This window comes from Spirosoma humi, from assembly GCF_054776575.1.
The window spans coordinates 1,708,100-1,725,155 of sequence record NZ_BAAHBR010000008.1 but is presented as its reverse complement, the minus strand read 5'-3'; the positions used below and the strand labels follow the sequence as shown (position 1 = coordinate 1,725,155).

At 50.2% G+C, this 17,056-nt stretch carries 13 protein-coding genes; 5 read left to right on the top strand and 8 right to left on the bottom strand.

From position 1 onward, the window contains the following. Nucleotides 1–6: 6 nt before the first annotated feature. Nucleotides 7–2,682 carry a DNA mismatch repair protein MutS gene (gene mutS / locus ACYU8Y_RS15820; protein ID WP_460938893.1) on the bottom strand — a complete coding sequence of 892 codons (2,676 nt, stop codon included), beginning with the start codon at nucleotides 2,680–2,682 and terminating at the stop codon, nucleotides 7–9. A 361-nt stretch (nucleotides 2,683–3,043) separates the two neighbouring features. Here mutS and ACYU8Y_RS15815 point away from each other — a divergent pair, with 361 nt between their 5' ends. The 3 genes from ACYU8Y_RS15815 (at nucleotide 3,044) to ACYU8Y_RS15805 (ending at nucleotide 5,240) form a co-directional block, all read left to right on the top strand. Continuing rightward, a complete protein-coding gene (locus tag ACYU8Y_RS15815) occupies nucleotides 3,044–3,574 on the top strand; it encodes an RNA methyltransferase (RefSeq protein ID WP_460938891.1) in 531 nt (176 codons plus the stop codon). Nucleotides 3,575–3,648: 74 nt separating this feature from the next. Then, on the top strand, nucleotides 3,649–4,125 hold the full coding sequence (locus ACYU8Y_RS15810) for a hypothetical protein (RefSeq protein ID WP_460938889.1): 477 nt from the start codon (nucleotides 3,649–3,651) through the stop codon (nucleotides 4,123–4,125). 185 nt (nucleotides 4,126–4,310) lie between these two features. Then, complete coding sequence (locus tag ACYU8Y_RS15805) at nucleotides 4,311–5,240, top strand: sensor histidine kinase (RefSeq protein ID WP_460938887.1); 930 nt, start codon at nucleotides 4,311–4,313, stop codon at nucleotides 5,238–5,240. 83 nt (nucleotides 5,241–5,323) lie between these two features. Here ACYU8Y_RS15805 and ACYU8Y_RS15800 read toward each other — a convergent pair whose 3' ends face one another. From ACYU8Y_RS15800 to ACYU8Y_RS15790, 3 genes are read right to left on the bottom strand one after another with little or no spacing between them, the layout of a single operon-like run. Beyond that, entirely contained in the window at nucleotides 5,324–9,094 is a 3,771-nt protein-coding gene (locus ACYU8Y_RS15800) for a PVC-type heme-binding CxxCH protein (protein ID WP_460938885.1), read from the bottom strand. Nucleotides 9,095–9,127: 33 nt separating this feature from the next. Then, nucleotides 9,128–10,243: a Gfo/Idh/MocA family protein gene (locus ACYU8Y_RS15795; RefSeq protein WP_460938883.1), complete on the bottom strand. Its 1,116-nt coding sequence runs from the start codon at nucleotides 10,241–10,243 to the stop codon at nucleotides 9,128–9,130. 57 nt (nucleotides 10,244–10,300) lie between these two features. Further along, nucleotides 10,301–11,176 carry a sugar phosphate isomerase/epimerase family protein gene (locus ACYU8Y_RS15790; protein WP_460938881.1) on the bottom strand — a complete coding sequence of 292 codons (876 nt, stop codon included), beginning with the start codon at nucleotides 11,174–11,176 and terminating at the stop codon, nucleotides 10,301–10,303. Nucleotides 11,177–11,311: 135 nt separating this feature from the next. On the opposite strand from ACYU8Y_RS15790, the gene ACYU8Y_RS15785 reads away from it, so the two are divergent. After that, nucleotides 11,312–12,184 (top strand): AraC family transcriptional regulator, encoded by an 873-nt coding sequence (locus ACYU8Y_RS15785; protein ID WP_460938879.1) that lies wholly within the window; start codon nucleotides 11,312–11,314, stop codon nucleotides 12,182–12,184. A 52-nt stretch (nucleotides 12,185–12,236) separates the two neighbouring features. On the opposite strand, the gene ACYU8Y_RS15780 is transcribed toward ACYU8Y_RS15785, so the two are convergent. Together ACYU8Y_RS15780 and radA are read right to left on the bottom strand one after the other, a co-directional pair. Continuing rightward, a complete protein-coding gene (locus tag ACYU8Y_RS15780; RefSeq protein WP_460938877.1) occupies nucleotides 12,237–13,130 on the bottom strand; it encodes an alpha/beta fold hydrolase in 894 nt (297 codons plus the stop codon). Between the two features lie 117 nt (nucleotides 13,131–13,247). Next, nucleotides 13,248–14,633: a DNA repair protein RadA gene (radA, locus tag ACYU8Y_RS15775; protein WP_460938875.1), complete on the bottom strand. Its 1,386-nt coding sequence runs from the start codon at nucleotides 14,631–14,633 to the stop codon at nucleotides 13,248–13,250. 250 nt (nucleotides 14,634–14,883) lie between these two features. Between radA and ACYU8Y_RS15770 the strand changes: the two genes are divergently transcribed. Further along, nucleotides 14,884–15,558 (top strand): porin family protein, encoded by a 675-nt coding sequence (locus ACYU8Y_RS15770; protein WP_460938873.1) that lies wholly within the window; start codon nucleotides 14,884–14,886, stop codon nucleotides 15,556–15,558. Nucleotides 15,559–15,657: 99 nt separating this feature from the next. Here ACYU8Y_RS15770 and ACYU8Y_RS15765 read toward each other — a convergent pair whose 3' ends face one another. After that, on the bottom strand, nucleotides 15,658–16,077 hold the full coding sequence (locus ACYU8Y_RS15765; protein WP_460938871.1) for a LytR/AlgR family response regulator transcription factor: 420 nt from the start codon (nucleotides 16,075–16,077) through the stop codon (nucleotides 15,658–15,660). A 242-nt stretch (nucleotides 16,078–16,319) separates the two neighbouring features. Next, nucleotides 16,320–16,751: a LytR/AlgR family response regulator transcription factor gene (locus ACYU8Y_RS15760; protein WP_460938869.1), complete on the bottom strand. Its 432-nt coding sequence runs from the start codon at nucleotides 16,749–16,751 to the stop codon at nucleotides 16,320–16,322. Nucleotides 16,752–17,056 lie beyond the last annotated feature (305 nt).

Sequence of the window (17,056 nt, the reverse complement as noted above, 5' to 3'; positions counted from 1 at the left end):
GTTCATTTACTCTGCCATCTTCAGCAATTCATTTAGCTTCAGCAGCGCTTCAATAGGGGTTAATCTGTTGACATCGATGGCGCGTAGCTTCTCCTTGATGGCTTCAGATTTGGGATCACCGGACTCAATGATGCGCAGGGCCAGTTCCCGTTCCTGGGGTACGGCCTCCCGGATTTTTTCCCGGTTGTTTTCCCGATGGTGCGACGACTCCAGTTGCTTCAGGATCTCGTTGGCCCGGCTAACGATCTGAGCGGGCATACCCGCCATCTGGGCTACGTGAATCCCGAAGCTATGCTCCGAGCCTCCTTCTTTCAGCTTGCGCAGAAAGATCACTTTGTTTCCCAATTCCTTCACCGACACATTGTAGTTTTTGATGCGCGGGTTATCCGTTGCCAGGTCGTTTAGTTCGTGATAGTGCGTGGCAAACAACGTTTTCGGCCGACAGTCGGTTTTGTTATGCAGGTATTCTGTGATGGACCAGGCAATCGAAACGCCGTCGTACGTACTCGTACCACGCCCGATTTCGTCCATCAGAATCAGACTTCGTTCGCTCAGGTTATTCAGAATACTGGCCGTTTCGGTCATTTCGACCATAAACGTACTTTCGCCCCGCGAGAGGTTATCCGACGCGCCCACGCGCGTAAATATTTTGTCGACCAGCCCCAGTTCGGCCACCGATGCCGGCACAAAACTACCCGACTGCGCCATCAAGACAATCAGAGCCGTCTGACGCAGCAGCGCCGACTTACCGGCCATATTGGGCCCGGTAATGATAATAATCTGCTGGGTTTCGTCGTCCAGGTAAATATCGTTGGGAATGTACGGCTCGCCAGGCGGCAACTGCTGTTCAATTACCGGATGTCTTCCGTCTTTAATATTCAACACTTTGCTCTCGTTGATTGACGGGCGGACATACTTATTCTTGACCGCTACCCGGCCAAACGACGCCAGCACATCCAGCACCGACAGCACACGGGCATTCTGCTGAATAGCGCCTACGTACTCACCGGCCGCAATCACCATTTCATTGAACATTCGGGCTTCGATCTGGAAAATCTGTTCCTCAGCATTCAGGATTTTGTCCTCATATTCTTTGAGTTCCGGCGTAATGTAACGTTCGGCGTTGACCAGTGTTTGCTTCCGGATCCACTCTTCAGGAACGCGATTTTTGTGGGCGTGGGTTACTTCCAGGTAATACCCGAATACTTTGTTATACGCAATTTTGAGGGAGCTTATGCCCGTTCGCTGCACCTCGCGTTCCTGCAATTGCAACAGGTAATCTTTCCCCGAATAGGCAATGGCCGTCAGTTCGTCCAGCTCGGCGTTGATGCCGGGCTTAATCATGCCACCCTGGTTGGAAAGTGTCGGTGGATCTTCGCGCAGTTCCGTTTCGATCCGGTCGAGAAGAAACGAAACGGGGTTCAACTGATCAGCGTACTTTTTTAACGATCCGGAATGAAGCCCAGGCGATTCATGCTGACTCAGCGCCGTAATCAGCAGTTCTTTGATGGGCAGCACGTGTTGCAGCGATCGTTTCAATTGCAGCAACTCGCGCGGACTTATCCGCCGAACGGCCACTTTCGATACTAGGCGCTCCAGATCGCCGATTTGCCGCAAATGCGTTACCATCGCATCGGCCAGGTCGATATCGTTGACGAGGAGTTCGACCATGTTGAGTCGTTCGTCGATCAGGGCTTTCTCCTTCAGCGGCAGGTTAAGCCACTTACGAAGCAACCGAGCGCCCATCGGCGTTACGGTCTGGTCAAGAATCTGAATCAACGGAATGCCTCCCTCCTGCTGGGCAGCCGTCAATTCGAGGTTGCGGATTGTGAAGCGATCCAGCCAGACATACCGGTCTTCTTCCAGCCGGGTGACACGGGTTATGTGTTGTAAATCTTTATGCTCTGTCTCGTTCAGGTAATGCAGAATGACGCCAGCCGCAATGATTCCATCGGGTAGCCCATCAATACCAAATCCTTTGAGGGATGTCGTCTGAAAATGCTGTTTCAGAAAGTTGTACCCAAAGTCATAGGTAAATGCCCAGTCTTCGAGCGTATACGTGTGAAATTTATCACCGAATAACGTGGCGAATTCCTGCCGATTGCGCTTGCAATAAAGGACTTCCGACGGATTAAAACTTTGCAATAATTTATCGACATAAGCAGCATTTCCCTGCGATGCCAGAAACTCGCCCGTTGAAATATCCAGAAAAGAGATACCAAACTGATCATCCGGATTACCGGCTCCGCTCTTACCAAAATGGACGGCTGCCAGGTAATTGTTACGCCGGGTATCAAGCACGTTGTCGTTGAACGACACACCGGGCGTGACCAGCTCGGTAACCCCGCGCCGAACGATTCCTTTGGCTACCGATGGGTCTTCCAGTTGATCACAAATGGCAACGCGCTCACCCGCCCGGACGAGTTTAGGCAAGTGGGTATCAAGGGAATGGTGAGGAAAACCAGCCAGTTCCTCGTTCGATCCGCCATTGTTCCGTTTGGTCAGGGTAATGCCCAAAATCTTGCTGGCCCGAACGGCATCCTCACCAAACGTTTCGTAGAAATCTCCGACACGAAAAAGCAGCAGTGCGCCGGGATATTTGGCTTTAATCTGGTTGTATTGACGGTTGAGGGGCGTTTCGGTTTTCTTAACCTGGGGCTTTGCTGCGGTGGCTGATTTCACTGATTTTTGTTGGATTGTCGTAAACAAAAATAGTGATTTTTCAGGGCAAAAGCGAGTGATTTGCCCTACACCTCTGTTCTTTGTCCCTTCACAAAAACGACGACCGTGTCTCAATTCCCACACCTTTGCACCACGCCTGCAAGGTGAAGAGGCAAGCCCTGGCGGAGAGGCCCCCTGCATCCGCATTGCATGACTTCTGCAACGCGAAACGTTAGGACAACGCCAGTGTTACCTAAATGAATAGCAAAATCCGTTTACGGCTGTTGGCCGCATCCTCCGGACTTTCCATCGAGTTCGCGCATGAAGATTGTGTCTATAACGCGCTACATTTGCGACTCAAATAGCTATTCGTCTTTATCCAATGCCTCCTCGCAAACTCGCTCTCGACGAACTTAACCGCCTGTCCGTCTCCGCCTTCAAAGACACCGAAAAATTCCCGTACTGCCTGATTTTAGATGATGTCCGAAGCCTGAACAACGTAGGATCGGTCTTTCGTACTGCCGATGCGTTTCGGGCCGAGAAACTTTACCTGGGCGGTATTACGGGGCAACCTCCCCACCGCGACATTACCAAGACAGCGCTCGGTGCCACCGAGTCTGTCGCCTGGCAACACGTTCCCGATGTGGTAACCCTAGTCAAACAACTACAGGCGAAGGGATGGCTTGTAGCGGCTGTGGAGCAAGCTGAAGGCAGTACCTCGCTGGCCAATTTCGCCCCCGTATCAAACAAACCCTATGCGTTTGTGTTGGGTAATGAGGTAACGGGCGTCCAGGATGAGGTTATTCAGGTAGCGGATCTGGTACTCGAAATTCCCCAGTTTGGCACCAAGCACTCGTTGAATATTGCCGTCACAGCCGGAATTGTTTGCTGGGATTTTCTTCAGAAAATGTAACAAAAACTTAACATTAGGCTTTAGATTGTCACGAAAAAATCGTATTTATTTGTAAATTTTTTCTTTTGAATCAAATGGCAAACAAAACTGCAAAAACCAAACACAAATCGCTGGCATCCGACATTGCCAGTACGATTGAAACCAAACTCAGCGAAGCGGGTGAGGCTACCAAAAAAATGAAAAAATCCATCGAGAAATCGGCGGACAAACTAGCCAAAAAACTAGCTAAATTGATGCAGAAGGCCGAAAAAAAGGCCACGAAGCCAGTTAAGTCGAGTGAAAAGAAATTAAAAAAAGAAGCGTCTAAAGCGAAGAAAAACGCTCAAAAGGCCGAGAAAAACGCCAAACGTACCGCCAAAAAGGCCGTTGCACTGGTTTCTGAAGCGGTTGACACGGCGACCAAAGCGCCAGCGCCAAAAACAACGTCTCGCCCAGTACGCACTCAATCAACGGCAGCAAAACCAGCCACCCCGAAAACTACCCGCTCAGCACCCGTCAAAACGACGAACAATGCGGCAGAACCCGCGGCAATTCCAGAAGAAAATTCTTAATCCCATTCAATACAACCCCTATTTATGGAATGCCCGCTTTTGGCGGGCATTTTCATTGTACCCTATTCTTTTTATAGGCATTTTCGTGTGACATTTACTATGAGACTTCGTCTACCATAGGCTATATCTGCTTTTGGTTATAGCACCTTTCTGCCACAGACGATTAATTCAATCAAGACGGCATTATGCCCAATCGTTATACTGCCTTTCCTTTATTAATTCCTGTTCTTGCCCTGCTACTTTTAGCTGGCTTTCTGCTCAAAATGTGGCTCTCTATGCCAACGACAGCCTCCGGTGGAAATCCAGCATCACCATGGGTCATCCTGTTTGGTCTGATTCTGATTATACAGACACTGGCCGGATATGGAATATGGTGGTGGCTACGCAGGCGTCAGCGATCGATGGTACGAACCGATGTCTTGCATTCAATTGTCCATGAATTCCAGACGCCGATTACGGCCATACGAATGGCCGCCGACATTCTGGACTCCCCCATTGCGCACAATCAGCCGGAGCGAACCGAAAAATACGTTCGTATCATTCGGGAAGAAACAGAAAGGCTACAACACCAGGTCGAAACGATGCTAACATTGGCTCGCGCTGATCAGAATACGTTAACGCTCAACCTGGAGCCAATTCAGTTACATCAACTGCTTCACTCTGTGGCCGAACGGCATGGCGAATACCTGACATTGAGATTACTCGACGCAGATTCGCACATTCTGGCCGACCGGCTTCATCTAACGAATGTGCTGCATAACCTGCTTGATAACGCTATAAAATATAGTTCGAACCAACCCCAAATCATGATTCAGACCCGAGTCGATACTGATGGCCTGACCATCGCTGTCAGTGACAAGGGGGTGGGCATTCCCGCCAAGTTGATCAACCAGATTTTCCAGCCTTTTTTTCGGGTTCACGCCCGAGATCAACCAAGTGTCAAAGGCTTTGGCTTAGGACTGAGTTATGTGCAGCGAATTGTTCAGTCGCATAAGTGGACAGTATGGGTGAAAAGTGAACAGGGAAAAGGCAGCGAATTTATGATCCAGATTCCTCCTCCTTCCATTTTACCGCCAGCCTCTAAAGTTATTCTGAGCCGTCGAACGGCCATCTGACAATACGAAGAGATGGATAAAGACAATGGGCAGCTACCACGTGGTAGCTGCCCATTGTCTTTATTATCCGAGTGCAAAACGGGTTATTTTGCGCTTATGCCGGTAGTTGCTTTCGTTACCTTCATCACGCCATTCATGATCCGCCAGTGGCCGGGGAATGTACAGACAAATGGGTAATCGCCGGGCGTAGCTGGTGCCGTGAACTTAAGCCGGTACGTTTGGTCCGGGTTCACTAACGGCGTCGCTGCGATAACCTGCGCGATTGAGGGAACATAGTTCTTTTCAGCACCATCTTTAGCCGTAATGAGCTTATCGGCAGCGGCCCCGATAATGTCCATACTCTTTGGTTTTCCGATGACCAGATTATGCTGCATGGCATCGGGGTTTTCCAATACGATCTCGACCTGTTTACCGGCGGTGACGGTAAACTCTTTCTTGTCGTAGCGCATCTCTTCACGAACCGTTTTCATCCGAACGACTTCCACGTTTGGATCAACAGGTTCGCTTTTCGACAAGCCCCAAACTTCATACAGGCGGGCCAGGCGTTCGCGGTTGTCGGTTGATACACTATTCGTCAAGCTGGCCAGAAACGTCTTATCCGCGTCGCGAATTTGAGCCGTTTGCTTCATGTTCCAGCCGTCCAGAACCCCTTTCATGATCGCTTCGCCCTGTACAGAACCCAGCTTCTGGCTTTGCCGCAGTAAAGCAACGATCGAATCCACAGGGGCTACGGACGCATAGCTGCGCGTGGCCCGCTCCAGTGCATAAGCACTCAGGCTTTGCGGGGCGCGGTAGGTAAGCGTATGGGTGGCATTGTTGTTCTGTTCGTTGCTTTCCGCGATGGCGTTTTCCCGGTCGAGCATAACGGAGATCGTGTAGTCACCCGCCCGCTCGAACAGCACACCCATATCGCCAACCCAGGGGCCATTGTTCGATTTGCTGATGGTGACCGTTTCGCCGGGTTTGATACCGGTAGCGTGCGTCACACTCACAAAGTTAATTTTGGCCTCTTCCAGATCACCTTTTGGCCCTTCAATTCGAACGGCCATTGGAATAACGGTCCCTTCCGGAATGGCAACGCCCCCCGCGTTGGTAACGTCTACAAAAATACGGGCACCCTCCCGAACCGATGGCGACTCGGGTGTTGTCCGAATGGCCGCCACCACCAGATCCGGCTGATTACCGGCCGGACTTACCGTTGTTCGTTGCTCGGGTGCGTTGGGGCCGTGCCCTTTGGCCGAATGGCTGTTCATGTCGTGGGCAGGCTTCGGCTGCGATGGAGCGTTTATGGCTAGTTGCCCCATGTATTTTTTCAAGAGCTGACCATTCTGGCCCGTTAATGCACAGGCAAAGGCATCGGGCAACCAACGATCATTCGTTTCAATGGCTTTATCGAGACGCGCCAGAATTGCGTTTTCGGTAGCGTCACTTTGCGGTGATTCCGACAGGGCTAGTACCGTATTCAGCACAACCAGCGGTTCTTTATCGTTCAGCAAATCTGCCTTCAGCAATGTGTTGACGGTTTCCTGCGTGTGCGGCAACACCTGAATGGCCGTTTTGCGCACACCCGCATCCTGGTGTTTCAACGCTGCCGTAGCAGCCAGTGTGGCGGTGTTGTTCGATCCGTCCAGTTCACCCAGTCCCTGCAACGTCCACAGCGCATGGATGGCGGCCGGATTGATACCAATTTCATCGACTGACGGATCATTTACCAGCGCAATAAGCTGAGGAACGACGTCCTTGTTATTTCGTTCGATGAGCAAACGCTGCGCCGTTGTCCGCCAGAACATATTCGTGTTTTTGAGGGCGGCTACTAATTCCGCCGGTCGACTTCCTTTGCTTAAGGTCATCGGCGTATAAGCCGGTGCATTTTTATACCCGACGCGATAGATTCGGCCATGCGTAAAATCACGGAGGGGCGTGTCATACGCATTACCCGAACCGTTGGTAGCTCCTTTGGGCGTAGGGTTGTGCTGGATGATAAAACTATACCAGTCAACGACCCAGACAGCGCCATCGGGCCCAACTTCGGCGAAAACCGGCGCAAACCATTCGTCGGCACCCGCCACCAGATTAAAGCCTTCAGCATCTTCGAAATTAGTCCCTGTTTTCTGCATCACATTCTGGTGCAGGATGTGGCCCGTCGGTTCAGAAACAAAGGCAATTTTATTCCAGTATTTCTTTGGAAAAGCGCGGGCGGTATACAAGTTATGTCCCGCAGCGGCCGTAAACCCGCCAAATACGTCCACCTGGCGGACCTTTTCCGTGATGGGCTTCATATCCTTGTGCGTGTCCGTGCTGCGGCTCCCGTTTTCGCGAATGTGTGCCGCACCATGGTAATAGCGGTTGGGTATGGCCATATACCAGCCATGCGAGTTGTTGGCGGTTGACCCGAAAATATCGCCCGTTTCCGAAAAACCCAGTCCCCAGGTGTTGTTCGACGTGCTGGTCATGTATTCAAGCTTCGATCCGTCGGGTTTGAAGCGGAAGAAACCCTGCGAGAACTTGACGCTATCGGCACCGACTTTTCCTTTAAAGCCCGCATAGCCTACGCTACCCCAGATCCAGTTATCGAACCCGTAGTGTAAATTACTTGGCCCGGCATGGGTATCGTACGTTCCGAATCCGGTAAAGACAATCTTCTTCACATCGGCCTTATCATCCCCGTTGGTATCCTGCAAGAACAACATATGCGGTGCCTGCGAAACATACAGGCCCCCATTGCCGAAAGCCATCCCGGTTGGAATGCTTAGCCCCTCAGCGAAGTTGGTGAACTTGTCGGCCTTCCCATCTTTGTCGGTATCTTCACAAATAACGATGTAATCCGACCCGCCTTCGGGCTTGCGCTCATTGGGGTAATCTTTTGTGACCAGGGCATAAAGCCGTCCGCGTTCATCCCAGGCCATCGCAATGGGGTGCATCACGTTGGGTTCATGCGCAAATAAATCGAGGGTAAAGTCGACGGGAACCTGAAGGTGTTTCATCGACTCTTCCGGCGAAAGCGGCTTCTGCTGTAGTTGCGGACCAGGGCGTTTTTCGTAGTTCGGCAGTTGCGCTTCGGTATAAGCAAACGGCTGCGGTTTCAGGTCATCATGCCTCTTCTTTACCTCATCACCGACGGCCCACAAGATACCCCGCTCCAGCAACTGCTGAAATCCGGGTTGGCTCCAGGTCCGTTCATCATGGCCATAAGCGGTATAAAACACACGTCCTTTACCATACTGGCGCGTCCAGGTGTAGGGTTCTTCCTTAACGCCCGGCTTATCGGCAGCCTGAACGGCTTTGATGTCACGAACAGCCAACACGTTGTTGTCCGCCTGTAAATGGCTATGCAGATACGTTTCGTCGTAGGCCTTAAACGAAGGCAAGCCCGCTACGATTGGGTTATTAGGTTGCGTAAAATGGGTCTGAATCGTGTCCATCTTATGCCGCCAGAACTGCCCACCCACAACCTTATCGACGTATTCGGTCGAGTTACGGAAGCAGTAAGACGCACAGTGAACAGGAATAAGGCCCTTACCCGAGGCCACATAGTCCAGCAACGCTTTTTCCTGCGGCTTTCCAATACTGTCCCAGTTGGCAAAAATCAGCAGACCATCGTATTTGTTGAGGTTGTCCGCATTCAGGTCCTCCAACTTGTCTGTATAAGTGATATTAATGCCCTTGCTGCCCAGTGCGGCCATCAATTGCGGCACCCGCTCGATGGGTCGATGGTGGCCGTTGTCGCCCAGAAATAAAATTTCCGTCCGGCGCGGCTTAAGCAGGTCCTGCCGACTAGCGGTTTGTGTCGCCGTTTGGCGAGCACATTGGGCAAGAACCAGCACTACCCCAATTGCAGTGAGTATCTTTTTCATAGCTTTTCGTATAACCGGCCGGCAAGGACGGTCCTAGATCGTAAAATCAGGTAACTTAATTAGTGCTCCACCCTGTAAAGCCGACTCGTGGGCCAGAATACCCACGCTCGTCCAGTTGGCCGACTGCGCTGCGTTTGGAAATGGATCACGGTCTTCAACGATGGCCGAGACAAACTCATGCACCATGTGCGGGTGTGAGCCGCCGTGGCCGCCCCCCTGCGTAAACGACAGATGTTGCTTTTCGTCGGCGTCGTACACGCCTTTCGTCGTGAAGCCAGCAATTTCGGCGGGCAGTAATCGGGCATAATCCGGTACGGTAACTTTCTCCGGAATTTCCGTTTCCGGTTTTTTGGCGGTGTGAATGACTGGTTGCTCCTCTTCGATCAACTGCCATTCAAACGATTTTTTATCCCCGTACACTTCGAAGCTTTCCCGGTATTGCCGCGCCACGTCGAACAACGATCGATACACATAAGCCGACAAATCGCTGTTTTTAAACTTGATATGCGCCGACTCGACCGCAAACGGCGAGTTGTGAATTTTGGCCAGCTCCTCCCGAATCGTACCCGATCCAAAACAGGATACGTAATCGGCTTCGAGTTTGAGCAAACCGGCCACCGGACCTACGCAGTGTGTTGCGTAATGCATGGGCGGCAAACCCGGCCAGTAGTCGGGCCACCCATCCATATCCTGCTGGTGGCTGGCTTTCAGAAACTGCACTTTGCCCAGCTCTCCCTTCTCGTATAACTCCTTCACAAACAGAAACTCACGGCTGTAAACCACGGTCTCCATCATCATGTATTTTTTACCCGATTCCTTACAGGCTTTCACAATTTCCATACACTCCTCAACGGTCGTAGCCATAGGCACCGTACAGGCTACGTGTTTACCCGCCCGAAGGGCTTTCAGGCTTTGCTCCGCATGGTTAGGAATGGGGGAATTGATGTGCACAGCATCAATGGCTGGATCGGCCAGCAATTCGTCGTAGTTACTGTAACGGGTTGAGATACCGTACGCGTCCCCAATTTCATTCAGTTTTTCGACGTTGCGCTGGCAAATGGCATACATATTGGCATGAGGATGCCGCCGATAAATGGGAATAAATTCGGCTCCAAATCCGAGTCCGACAATAGCGATGTTCAGTTTCATAAAGAGTGAAAGAATGAATGAGTGAAAGAGCGAAAAAAATAAAAAGCGATTATCGGTCTACAGTTGGAGCAATTCGCTCTTTCTCCCTTTCGCTTTTTCACTCTTTATAAACGCCAGTCCATCAACGGCCAACTGCTCGGGCGATTCGAACATAGGTCGGAAAATATGCGTAGCCGCTGCCAGTTCGGGAGGGTTTGGGCCAAACGCTTCAATGGCAATAGGCCCCTGGTAATTGATCTCTTTCAGTACGTCGAATACATCATCGAAATGGACATGGCCCTTACCGGGTGTGGAACGATCGTTTTCCGAAATCTGTACATGAACCAGATACGGTGCACACACTCGTAAGGCATCGCCTATGTTTTTCTCCTCTATATTGGCGTGGAACGTATCGAAAGCCGCCCGGCAGTTTGGGTGGTTGACCATTTCTATGTACCGGACCAGATCGTCAGCGCAGGTCAGCAAATACGTTTCGAACCGGTTGAGGTATTCGGCGGCCAAGACAACACCCTGCGTCTGGGCATAGTCGGCGACTTCACGCATGCTGATCACCGACCAGTTCCATTCGTCGGCCGTAGCGGGTTTACCCGTAAACACGTTGAAACCAGCGTAAAACGGCCCCATCAGGATTTGCGCACCAACCAGGACGCAGCAGTCAATCACTTCTTTTAGGTGCTTTATACCCGCCTGCCGAACCGAGGCATCAGGACTTATCAGGTTATGCTCCGGGCCACAAAGCGTACAGGCCTGAACCATCAGCCCTACCTCCTTAAGTTGCTGGCCAATGCGCGTCCACTTCTCATTATTACCCGGCGTATTGATGGGGATTTCGACAAAATCGAAGCCACTCCGTTTCAGAAATGCGAATGTATCAGCTAAATCTTCGTCCATAGACATTGTCCAGACGAACATATTCATTCCTATCTTATTCATATTCGTTCCATAAAAAATCAAACAAATATAAATAGTCCTTATCTTCGCCGTTTAGCCTTAATTGGCTAATATTAACTCTATTTTTGCCCGCTTTATAATTATTGAGCGTAATTTGTGTTAAAAACTAACTACTGAATGAAACAGCCTCTTCGTAAAGACCTTGAGCCTGTCGCGGCCTCATTCATTGTAAAAAAATTAGTGGAGCCTCACTTCGACCCTAACTGGCACTTTCATCCGCAGTACCAGTTGTTTCTGGTGGAAGAAGGAACGGGGACGCGCTTTATCGGCGATTCAATTAAACCGTTCGGCCCGGGCGACCTGGTTTTTCTGGGGCCGAACCTGCCGCATCTCTGGCGCAGCGACCAGATTTACTTTGATCGGCAGTCAGAATTAAAAACCCGGGGTATTGTCGTTTACTTTACCGAAGACTTTCTGGGAAATGATTTCTTTGCCAGGCAGGAAATGGCGCAGATTCGTCAGTTGCTCGATCAGGCCCGGCAAGGTCTTGAGTGGACGAAGCATACGCGCAGTCGGGCAGAAACCGCCCTCCATCAGTTAACAAATCAAGCCGTTGGCTTCGACCGGGTGCTTAGCCTGCTGGCGCTGCTTAACGATCTTTCCCGCGCCACCGATTACCGCTATTTGACCAGTCCAGGTTATACGAATACGGTGAAGCCGACCGAAACCGACCGAATGCAATTGGTACATGACTATGTACTGGGGCATTTCCCGGATGACCTCAGCCTGGATACGATTGCCGACCTGGCCGGGATGACCTCACCGGCTTTTTGCCGGTATTTTAAAACGCGGGCTAATAAAACGTTCTCGGAGTTTGTCTCGGAGGTTCGTATCGGGCACGCCTGCAAATTATTGATGAACGGAAAGCTGAACATCACCCAGATCAGCTTTGAGAGTGGCTTCCGAACATTGTCGAATTTCAACCGGCAGTTCAAGGATATTACCGGCCAGACCCCATCAGCTTATGTAAAAACGTACCGGCAGTTATAAAAAGCGGCCTGCCCTTTTCGAAGGGCAGGCCGCTTTTTATAATAATCCAGGCTTAGTACAGCGTCGTTGATCCTACTGACTCGTGCGCAACAACACCCTCCTGAATAAAGGCAAGTAAGTCGGCGGTTAACCGGTCCTTCTCGGTAATGAACAAGCCGTGAGGGGCGCCATCATAAACAAGGTACTGCGCATTTGGCAATGCATTGGCCGTCCGTTCACCCGATGCCTCAATGGGTACCGTTTTATCGGCATCACCATGAATGATCAACGCAGGCACCTGAATTTGGGCCAAGTCATCCCGGAAATCCGTCTCGGAAAATGATTTGGCACATTCCAGCGTAGCCTTATGAGAAGCCACATAAGCCCGGGCAAAATCACCATCGAGGTGGGCCTGGCTTACGGGATTACTCAATAAGCTGACCCCGTAGAACTGCTTGCCAAACGTTTTCAGAAAATCCGCCCGATCTTTCTGAATATTTTCGGCGATTTCATCGAATACGTCCTTATCCACTCCGTCTGGATTGTCTTCTGTTTTGAGCAAATAAGGTGTTACGGCACTGACAAAGGCAACTTTAGCTACTCGGGCACCACCGTGGCGGCTCATGTAACGGGCCACTTCGCCCCCGCCCATCGAAAAACCAACCAGCGTTACATTTTGCAGGTTCAATTCATCAAGAACGGCTTTTAAATCATCGGCCAGTGTATCGTAATCATAACCGTCCCAGGGTTGGCTCGATTTACCAAAGCCCCGGCGGTCATATGCCACAACACGAAGGCCGTGTGCGGGTAATTCAGCCAGTTGGTAATCCCACATTTCGTGGCTCAGCGGCCATCCATGAATCAGGACAACCGTTGACCCGGAAACACCGGTACTGGTTCCCAGGTCCTGGTAAAAAAGTTTGATGTCGTTCCCGGAAGCATCCGTTCCTGCTTTAATGTAGCTCATAACGTAGTCACTTTTCTAGTTGAGTTGTTCTATTCAGTTTATAGAACTGTAATAGCAGAAAATAGTTAGAACGAAATACCTATTCTCTGCTTTTCCGTTAAGTAGTAGACGCTTTCGTTACATCAGCACGCCCTGAAATACCTCGTCCAGACGGGATACAGGCTTAATATTGATTTTATATCCTTTGGTGTCGAGCCCTTTTAAATTATACTTCGAGATAAACATCTGCTTGAAACCCAGCTTTTCAGCTTCCGCAATGCGGGATTCGATACGACTCACGGCACGCACCTCTCCCCCCAGCCCGATCTCAGCCGCGAAAGCCACCGACGGCGGAATAGCAATGTCTTCGTAACTCGACACAATTGCCGCGCAAACGGCCAGATCGATAGCCGGATCTTCGACCCGTAACCCACCGGCAATGTTGAGGAATACGTCCTGCTGACCAAGCCGAAAGCCGCCACGCTTCTCCAGAACGGCTAGCAGCATATTCAGCCGTTTGGCGTCGAATCCGGTGCTGCTGCGCTGTGGCGTGCCATACGTAGCGACGCTTACCAGCGCCTGACTCTCGATCATCAGCGGCCGGTTACCTTCCAGCATTGACCCAATGGTAACGCCACTCAGGGCTTCGTCGCGCTGTGAGATCAGAATTTCGGACGGGTTCGTGACTTGCCGAAGCCCGCTACCAAGCATTTCGTAAATCCCCAGTTCATCGGTACTCCCGAAGCGGTTTTTGTTGGTCCGTAGAATTCGGTAAGTCGTATGGCGGTCACCTTCAAAGGTCAGTACGGTATCGACCATGTGTTCCAGCACTTTCGGACCAGCCAAGGTTCCCTCTTTGGTAATATGGCCAATCATAAACACAGGAATGCCACTTTCCTTGGCATACTTCATGAACTCGGCCGCGCATTCGCGGACCTGCGACACGCTCCCCGCCCCCGACTCCACCAACGACGACTGCATGGTTTGGATTGAGTCGATAATCAGGATTTCAGGTTCAAAATGTTCCGCTACCCGAAAGATATTCTGAGTAGATGTTTCGGTCATCACGTGGCAGTCGCTGGTCGGAGCATCCAGACGTTCGGCCCGCATCTTGATCTGCTGCTCACTTTCTTCGCCGGATACGTACAATACGCGCATACCCGTCAGGCTGAGGGCAATTTGCAGCAACAAGGTCGACTTTCCAATACCCGGCTCACCGCCGATCAAGACGAGTGATCCGGCCACAATACCGCCCCCTAACACCCGATTCAGTTCACTATCGACGGTATAAATTCGCGGTTGCTCTTCATAATTGATCGCGTGAAGCGCCTTGGGCTTAGCTGCTACCTTCAGACCACCCGGCCCGGACGACGGGCTACGCCAGCCGCCTTTCTCGGGCTCGTCTTTCTGAACGACTTCTTCAACAATACTATTCCATTCGCCACACGATGGGCAGCGGCCCATCCACTTTCCGGACTGGTGACCACAATTTTGACAAAAAAAAGTAGTTTTTAACTTGGCCATTTGATGCTATATGACTTGTCGGCAAACCGCCTTGACGCTATTATTCAGAGTAAAGCTGTAGGATCAATTAAACCCTCAGGGCAAGAGGCAATCCAATCGCCAGACATCGCTTCAGCGACTCATCTTACATGGGTTATTCGGTACTTATAGAACGCCGTTCGCTCGAAATAAGTTGGTGTTCCGTACCGTCCATGCTCAAATATCGTTTACTAAATCGTTTACTAAGAAGTACATCATTCTACCAACAACAATGAAAAAAATCCTGCTTTTCGCATCTCTCACATTGCTACCTGCCCTGTCGTTTGCTCAGGGAGGTTTTCAAATCGGTATTAAGGGAGGAGTTAATCTTTCTAAGCTTAGCTTTGGCAATTTCATCAATACAAGCGCTAATCCCAATGGCTCACCAAACGTAAGTGTTGATGGGCAGACCTTTCGTAATAACCTGAGTGACAGCTTCAATAGTAAAACGGGTACGTCATTTGGTATTTATACGCGCTTTGGTAAGAACCTCTTCATTCAGCCCGAATTACTGTACTCGACACGGGCGGGCCAGTTTGGGGTTATTCGGAATGGACAAACGGAAACGGTCACGGTTAAAACCACCAGTTTCGATGTGCCGCTCCTGCTGGGGATCAAAGGCGGCCCGATTCGGGTTATGGCTGGACCGGTCATTTCGTTCCGGATCGACGATAACCAGAAATTGGGGCAAGCCCTGAGCCAATACACAAGTGGCAGCTTAAACGATGCCTGGGCTAAAGCTTACTACGGATACCAGGTAGGCGGAGGTCTCGATCTTGGCTCTTTTGGCCTCGACGTTCGCTATGAAGGAAACATCTCCGATATCGCTCAGATTGAAGATAATCAGGGTAAATTCAGCCAACGCCTGAAATCATGGCAGGTTACGCTGGCTTACCGGCTGTTTTAACAAGCCGTACGTTTTAGAAAGCTACGCGATAAATAAGGGGCTGATATGCTATGTAAAACCAGCACGTCAGCCCCTTTCGTATAAGCTATTCATGGAATTCTAGTTCAACAGTTTGAGCCAGTACTGGGCCAGTCGTTGCGTGATATCTTTCATACGCCGACGAGAAATCGCCACCTCCCGGCCATCGGCCATCCGCACCTGCCGTTCACGATTGAAAATGTTCCGCTGAACGTAGGCCAGGTTAACGATGTATGATTTGTGAATACGCAGAAAGAGTGAGCCATCCAGCGTTTTCTCAAATTCTTTCAGAGTCTTCGATACCAGATACCGTTTCCGATCGCGGGTGTACAGGAACGTGTAGTTCCCTTCTCCCTGTAAACACAGGACATCATCGACTGAAATGAAAATTGTACGATTAAGGTACGGTAACGCAATACGTTGTGTACCACGCTGATAAGACGTTGGAAATTGTGGGACGACGGCTAAGGGTTGTGCAGAGGAGAAAATAGAAGCTTCCATAGTGGAGAATAGTTTTGGTTCGGCGTTTATGATGAAACAAAACTACCCGATGGGGGCTGGTTCAAAAAAAATAGTCTGATTGGCAAGGGCTACCAAATAACGGTAACCAATTGCTAATCAGACTATTGCACTAGATATGGTGCGTAGCATCGGGGGAATTTACCCAGCCTTTTGCGTAAAACTACGTAGTGGCAATATGCATTATTTACGGCCACTTTTCGAGTAAAACCCAGTTAGGCAAATTAACTAACAGCAACGGGACGGAAGTCGCGGATACGATCAACGAATACCTGCGCCCGCCGACGGGAGATTTTCACTTGCTGACCATCGGTCAATTCAAGTTCACCTTCTTTCTTAATAAAAAACTTACGAACAAAACCTAGATTTACAATACAGGATTTGTGCACCCGAACGAACGCCTGCCCATCAAGTAATGTTTCGTATTCTTTTAATGTACGGGAAACTAACATTTTAGTCCCGTCCTTCAAAAAGAAATTCGTGTAATTGCCACAACCTTCCAGACGAACAATTTCATCGACAGATACGGTACGTTTCCGATCATAAAATGGAATGAGAAGTTTTTGGAGACAGGTTGAATCGGCAATTTTTTCCACACTATTGTGGAAAGGTCTGGACAAACTATCAAAGAGGGAGTCGTTAACGAATGCGTTCATAGTCGTTCTATAAGATGATTGTGTATTAATAGTTAGAGGCTGACATTCAGATACTTATTGCACTATTTCGAGATTCGAAACGGCTCCCTATATCCTCCGCCGTATACCATACAGTTACAACAATCAGACCTACTTGGGGAAAATGGACGACAAAGGGAAAACTTACGTCACCTAATCCCTTATCAATCAGCCATCGTTTACCGATTAATCAACAAATTATAAGCTCATTTCAGGTACCCTTATACGTTTACGGGTGTCAAGCGCCGGGTAATAACGACCCCAACTGGCTTAACTCCACTCTAGAG

What these genes read in the sequence shown, in the direction of transcription:
- ACYU8Y_RS15815 (WP_460938891.1), top strand. Translation starts at nt 3,044, where the DNA reads ATGCCTCCTCGCAAACTCGCTCTCGACGAACTTAACCGCCTGTCCGTC.
- ACYU8Y_RS15810 (WP_460938889.1), top strand. Translation starts at nt 3,649, where the DNA reads ATGGCAAACAAAACTGCAAAAACCAAACACAAATCGCTGGCATCCGAC.
- ACYU8Y_RS15805 (WP_460938887.1), top strand. Translation starts at nt 4,311, where the DNA reads ATGCCCAATCGTTATACTGCCTTTCCTTTATTAATTCCTGTTCTTGCC.
- ACYU8Y_RS15800 (WP_460938885.1), bottom strand. Translation starts at nt 9,094, where the DNA reads ATGAAAAAGATACTCACTGCAATTGGGGTAGTGCTGGTTCTTGCCCAA.
- ACYU8Y_RS15795 (WP_460938883.1), bottom strand. Translation starts at nt 10,243, where the DNA reads ATGAAACTGAACATCGCTATTGTCGGACTCGGATTTGGAGCCGAATTT.
- ACYU8Y_RS15790 (WP_460938881.1), bottom strand. Translation starts at nt 11,176, where the DNA reads ATGAATAAGATAGGAATGAATATGTTCGTCTGGACAATGTCTATGGAC.
- ACYU8Y_RS15785 (WP_460938879.1), top strand. Translation starts at nt 11,312, where the DNA reads ATGAAACAGCCTCTTCGTAAAGACCTTGAGCCTGTCGCGGCCTCATTC.
- ACYU8Y_RS15780 (WP_460938877.1), bottom strand. Translation starts at nt 13,130, where the DNA reads ATGAGCTACATTAAAGCAGGAACGGATGCTTCCGGGAACGACATCAAA.
- radA (WP_460938875.1), bottom strand. Translation starts at nt 14,633, where the DNA reads ATGGCCAAGTTAAAAACTACTTTTTTTTGTCAAAATTGTGGTCACCAG.
- ACYU8Y_RS15770 (WP_460938873.1), top strand. Translation starts at nt 14,884, where the DNA reads ATGAAAAAAATCCTGCTTTTCGCATCTCTCACATTGCTACCTGCCCTG.
- ACYU8Y_RS15765 (WP_460938871.1), bottom strand. Translation starts at nt 16,077, where the DNA reads ATGGAAGCTTCTATTTTCTCCTCTGCACAACCCTTAGCCGTCGTCCCA.
- ACYU8Y_RS15760 (WP_460938869.1), bottom strand. Translation starts at nt 16,751, where the DNA reads ATGAACGCATTCGTTAACGACTCCCTCTTTGATAGTTTGTCCAGACCT.